This window comes from Leptolyngbya sp. FACHB-711, from assembly GCF_014695615.1.
Classification (GTDB): domain Bacteria; phylum Cyanobacteriota; class Cyanobacteriia; order Elainellales; family Elainellaceae; genus Leptolyngbya_A.
The window spans coordinates 1-4,704 of sequence record NZ_JACJOR010000056.1; the positions used below are offsets into that span (position 1 = coordinate 1).

Below are 4,704 nucleotides of genomic sequence, written 5' to 3' on the forward strand. Positions count from 1 at the left end.
ACGGCATTAATTGCTTTGCGACGCAGGTCGTCACCATAAGGGGAAGGCATAGGCACTTCTAGACGCTGGTTTTCCCCTAGCCTAGCGTTCTAACCTAATCGCGTAAAGCTATATTACTGTCTTCAGTCGGGCTAGAACCTGTAAAAAAGGAATCCAAAAAAAGGAATCGCTCTCTGGATTCACAGATCGAGTCGCGTTTGCAGCGGGATCTGCTCATTCAGAAAGCGATTGCCTGATCAGCTAATTTGCTTAGTCAATCTGCTGTGGATGCACCTAGCGGTAAATTCCGTTGTTAAATCGATCGCCACCTTCTACAAAGGTATCTTCTGGCGGAGAAACAGTGAAGTTGTTCATGTTAGAACGCAGGATGTCTTTTTGCTGCTCGGTTAGCCCCGGCAGATCCAGCACGTCTTCAACCTGCTCAAACGGAGCATTGCCCACAATCAAACGCGCCAAAGTTGGATACATTCCGCGATATTGCAGAAATGCCCGCACGTTTGTGTTGTTCAAATCGATCTTTTTGCCAAACTCAGTTGCCAGCTTATCATCAGCTCGATTTCGGAAGGATGCTTCGGCAACAACAGGAGCCATCGCCATTCCATTCCAGAACAAGCCATTTTCGCCCAATGCGGTTGCTTGACCTGCAAAGCCCAACAGGCTCCCCAACATCAGCCCAACCGCCAACACTACTCCCACAAATCGTTTCATTAGGACGCTCCCTCCCAATCTCAACCAATTAAACGTCATATCAAGATGCTTAGGACACAGCTTTTCTTAGAGCCTATCATTAATCAGAAACCTTTTATGCCCCATCCTGATGTGCGAGTTTCACAAGGAACGTTCTGCCTTGTAGCGTGACCCGATCGCCTGCAGCGAGTTTGCGTCCTCGGCGGGTTTCTACCTCATCATTGACCTGCACCTCACCATTCTGGATGAGCAACTTTGCTTCACCCCCGGTTTCAACCATGCCAATCAACTTAAGAAACTGATCGAGTTTGATCACTTCGTCGGTCATTGCGCGTTATCCAGCACCAGAACAGAGCCATTCTAGCGAAGGCAGGCGCTCGTGAAGATGCACTGGAACAGAGAGGCGAGGGGAGCGAATTGGGACTCTGACCGCTTAGCCTTCTGCTGGAACGATCTGCGGAGCGGCAATCTCAGCAGGCTCAGCTTTGGTAAGGGGCTCAACCACTTCGCTGGACTGCTTGATAAAGCTCAGCTTGTGGTCAACCACATCGACCACGATCGTATCCCCTTCCATAAAAGCGGTTTCCAAAAGCTTGGTGGCGATCGGGTTTTCTAGCTCTTTCTGGATGGCTCGCTTGAGCGGACGGGCGCCATACGCGGGGTCATAGCCGACATCAGCAATGTAGTTTTGGGCGGCAACGGTGACTTCGAGATCGATTTTTTGCTCTGCCAGCAAACGACGCATGCGCTGAAGCTGAATCCCGACGATTTTTCGCAGTTCCTTCAGGCTAAGGGCGTGGAACAGGATGATATCGTCTACACGGTTCAGGAACTCTGGGCGGAAGTGCGATCGTAGTGCCCCAACTGCCCGTTTCCGCATTTCCTCGTACTTTGAGTCATCGCCTGCCACATCGAGGATGTATTCACTGCCGATATTGCTGGTCATGACAACAATCGTGTTGCGACAGTCTGCGAGTCTGCCTTGGGAGTCAGTAATGCGCCCATCGTCGAGCAATTGCAGCAGGATGTTAAATACATCTGGGTGTGCCTTTTCCACCTCGTCCAACAGCAGCACCGAATAGGGATGACGGCGAATTGCTTCCGATAACTGACCGCCTTCCTCGTAGCCTACATAGCCTGGGGGCGCACCGATCAGCCGTGCAACCGAGTTTTTCTCCATATACTCGGACATATCCAGCCGCACTAGGGAATCACCGCTGTCAAACAGGGCTTCAGCAAGGGCGCGGGCAAGCTCGGTTTTACCTACTCCGGTTGGTCCCAAAAACAGGAAAGAGCCGATCGGACGACCGGGATCTTTCATGCCTGCACGGGCACGACGGATTGCGGCGGCAACGGCTTCGACCGCTTCGTTTTGTCCAATTACCCGCTTGTGCAGATAGCTCTCAAGCTGCAAGAGTTTTTGCCGCTCGGATTCCATGAGGCGATTGATCGGAATCCCCGTCCACTTGGCAACAATTTCGGCAATGTCTGCTTCGGTTACTTGTTCACGGAGCAGAGTTTCGCCGTCTGCCTGGATGTCAATCAACTGGGTTTCTTTGGCTTCGAGTTCGCGATGCACTGCCTCCAGTCTGCCGTACTTGAGCTGGGCAGCGGTGTTGAGGTCATAGCTGCGCTCGGCTTTCTCAATTTGTCGCCGCAGAGATTCCTCTTCTTCCTTTAGCCCATTGATCGCGGCTAAGAGCTGCTTTTCCGATTCCCACTGCGAGCTAAGCTGGTTTTGCTGCGTTTTCAGATCGTTAATTTCCTGGTTGATTCGCTCCAACCGATCTTTCGCGCTGCGATACACGCCGATCGCCACAGCACTTTGCCCTTCACCCTCTAGCGACAGCTTTTCCATCTCTAGCTGAATTAATCGCCGATCGATCGTCTCCAGCTCAACAGGCTTTGAGGTAATTTCCATTTTGAGCTGGGCAGCCGCTTCATCCACCAAATCGATCGCCTTGTCTGGTAAACAGCGATCGGAAATATAGCGATCGGACAGGGTCGCGGCGGCAACCAGGGCAGAGTCGGCAATCTTCACCCCGTGATGCACTTCATAGCGTTCCTTAAGCCCGCGCAAAATCGAGATTGTGTCCTCGACGGTGGGCTGCCCGACATAAACCTGCTGAAATCGCCGTTCCAGAGCCGCATCTTTTTCGATGTGCTTGCGGTATTCGTCCAGCGTGGTCGCACCAATGCAGCGGAGTTCGCCCCGTGCCAGCATCGGCTTCAGCAAATTACTGGCATCCATCGTGCCTTGCGGTGAGCCTGCCCCAACCACGGTATGCAGTTCATCGATAAACAGAACAACTTGCCCCTCGGAACTGGTCACTTCCCGCAGCACTGCCCGCAAACGGTCCTCAAACTCGCCCCGGTACTTGGCTCCAGCAATCAGGGAACCCATATCAAGGCTGATCAGGCGGCGGTTTTTCAGCGATTCCGGTACGTCTCCGTTCACGATTCGCTGAGCTAGGGCTTCGGCGATCGCCGTCTTACCCACCCCGGGTTCACCAATTAGCACCGGATTATTCTTCGTCCGGCGAGAGAGAACCTGCACCACGCGCCGAATTTCATCGTCCCGTCCAATTACCGGATCGAGCTTGCCCGCTTTGGCAGATTCAGTCAAATCCTGCCCAAATTTCTCCAGGGCAGCATAGGTTGATTCGGGGTTCTGATCTTTGACTTTTTGATTGCCCCGCACGGTTTTGATTGCGGCTTCAAGCTGCCGAGTTTCGATGCTTAGAGCACGAAAGGCTCGTTTCCCAACGCGATCGTCTTCTGCAAGTGCCAGCAGCAGGTGTTCGACCGAAACAAAGTCGTCCTGCATTGCTTTGCGATTTGTTTCTGCTTTGTCCAGCAGCAGATCAAGTCCTTGACCAAGATAAAGCTGACCGTCTGAAACAACTTTGGGTTGGCGCTGCGTAAAGGCTTCGATCTGCTGCTTAAGCCGCGCTACATCGACATTTGCCTTTGCCAACATCGTATCGCCTGCTCCTTCGAGCTCCAGCATCGATAGGGCAACGTGTTCAACTTCAAGCTGCTGATGGCGGAATCGACGGGCAACATCCTGAGACTTGACGATCGCTTCCCAGGCTTTCTCGGTGAATTTGCTGGGGTCAGTGGGCTGCATAGGAAACTAAAAATTATTGATAAAGCTTAAAGTATATCGCGACTCAACTCTAACAAATTTCACAGGCTCCCTTTGAACTTCCCCCAGACGGGAAGCAGGCGTTGCTAGGTTGCCTGATCTCACACAGGGGAGATTTCGGGGGAGATTTTAAGGAGCGACCAAGCCTCAAACCCAAACCAAAAAACCGGGGTAGATATGCTAGCCAGAATTAACAAACCCGGAAGCAGTTTGAGAGGTTACGCGATCGTTCAAGCCTGCTTCAGGCGATTGAAGATTCAGAAAGAGGATTTTTTCGAAAGAGCTAATTTTTTCGAAAGATTTAGATTTAACAGATCTGATCTTCTGAATCTATCGGACAGAAATATGATTGGGGTGAAATGTCGAGTTCTGAGGACAATTTACCCATCGTGAATCCAAAAATTGAGATAAGGTGTTAATGAAGTGTACTTTTATGAAGTTTCTCTGAGAAATTAAGTCATGGCTACGGCAATTTCAGCAGCACCCCAGCAAATGGCAACGTCGCCAACGGTGACTCCTGAGCGGACGAGTCAGACCGTTCGTAAGCCTTACCCCAACTTTAACGTGATTGTGCTGAATGACGACTTTAATACGTTTCAGCACGTTGCTGACTGTTTGATGAAATACATTCCCGGCATGACGGGCGATCGAGCCTGGGATCTGACCAATCAGATTCACTTCGAGGGTCAAGCGATCGTCTGGACGGGTCCGCTAGAGCAGGCAGAGCTGCATCATCAGCAGTTGAGCCGTGCGGGATTAACAATGGCTCCCCTAGAGGCTGCCTAAGGGCTAAATTAATATGGCAGAAGCAAGCGGTCGGCTCGTGTGGAACCACTCAACTCATTTGCCCGGACTCATCCCAGTTTTAG

Annotated in this window: 4 protein-coding genes; 1 reads left to right on the forward strand and 3 read right to left on the reverse strand. The window is 51.6% G+C overall.

Annotated elements, in window-relative coordinates:
- Nucleotides 1-273: 273 nt before the first annotated feature.
- The 3 genes from psbU to clpB all read right to left on the reverse strand — a co-directional run bounded on the left by psbU (nucleotide 274) and on the right by clpB (nucleotide 3,817).
- On the reverse strand, nucleotides 274-708 hold the full coding sequence (gene psbU / locus H6F80_RS01155; RefSeq protein WP_190789786.1) for a photosystem II complex extrinsic protein PsbU: 435 nt from the start codon (nucleotides 706-708) through the stop codon (nucleotides 274-276).
- Nucleotides 709-802: 94 nt separating this feature from the next.
- Nucleotides 803-1,015, reverse strand: a complete 213-nt coding sequence (locus H6F80_RS01160; RefSeq protein WP_190789787.1) for an RNA-binding S4 domain-containing protein — start codon at nucleotides 1,013-1,015, stop codon at nucleotides 803-805.
- A 105-nt stretch (nucleotides 1,016-1,120) separates the two neighbouring features.
- Nucleotides 1,121-3,817, reverse strand: coding sequence for an ATP-dependent chaperone ClpB (clpB, locus tag H6F80_RS01165; RefSeq protein ID WP_190789788.1), 2,697 nt, complete (start codon nucleotides 3,815-3,817; stop codon nucleotides 1,121-1,123).
- A 477-nt stretch (nucleotides 3,818-4,294) separates the two neighbouring features.
- Between clpB and clpS the strand changes: the two genes are divergently transcribed.
- The gene (gene clpS, locus H6F80_RS01170) at nucleotides 4,295-4,621 is read left to right on the forward strand and encodes an ATP-dependent Clp protease adapter ClpS (RefSeq protein WP_190789789.1); all 327 of its coding nucleotides are present in this window, start codon (nucleotides 4,295-4,297) and stop codon (nucleotides 4,619-4,621) included.
- Nucleotides 4,622-4,704: the final 83 nt, after the last annotated feature.

Bases quoted from the DNA above. Each gene is read 5' to 3' on its own strand.
- psbU (WP_190789786.1), bottom strand. From the start codon at position 708: ATGAAACGATTTGTGGGAGTAGTGTTGGCGGTTGGGCTGATGTTGGGG.
- H6F80_RS01160 (WP_190789787.1), bottom strand. From the start codon at position 1,015: ATGACCGACGAAGTGATCAAACTCGATCAGTTTCTTAAGTTGATTGGC.
- clpB (WP_190789788.1), bottom strand. From the start codon at position 3,817: ATGCAGCCCACTGACCCCAGCAAATTCACCGAGAAAGCCTGGGAAGCG.
- clpS (WP_190789789.1), top strand. From the start codon at position 4,295: ATGGCTACGGCAATTTCAGCAGCACCCCAGCAAATGGCAACGTCGCCA.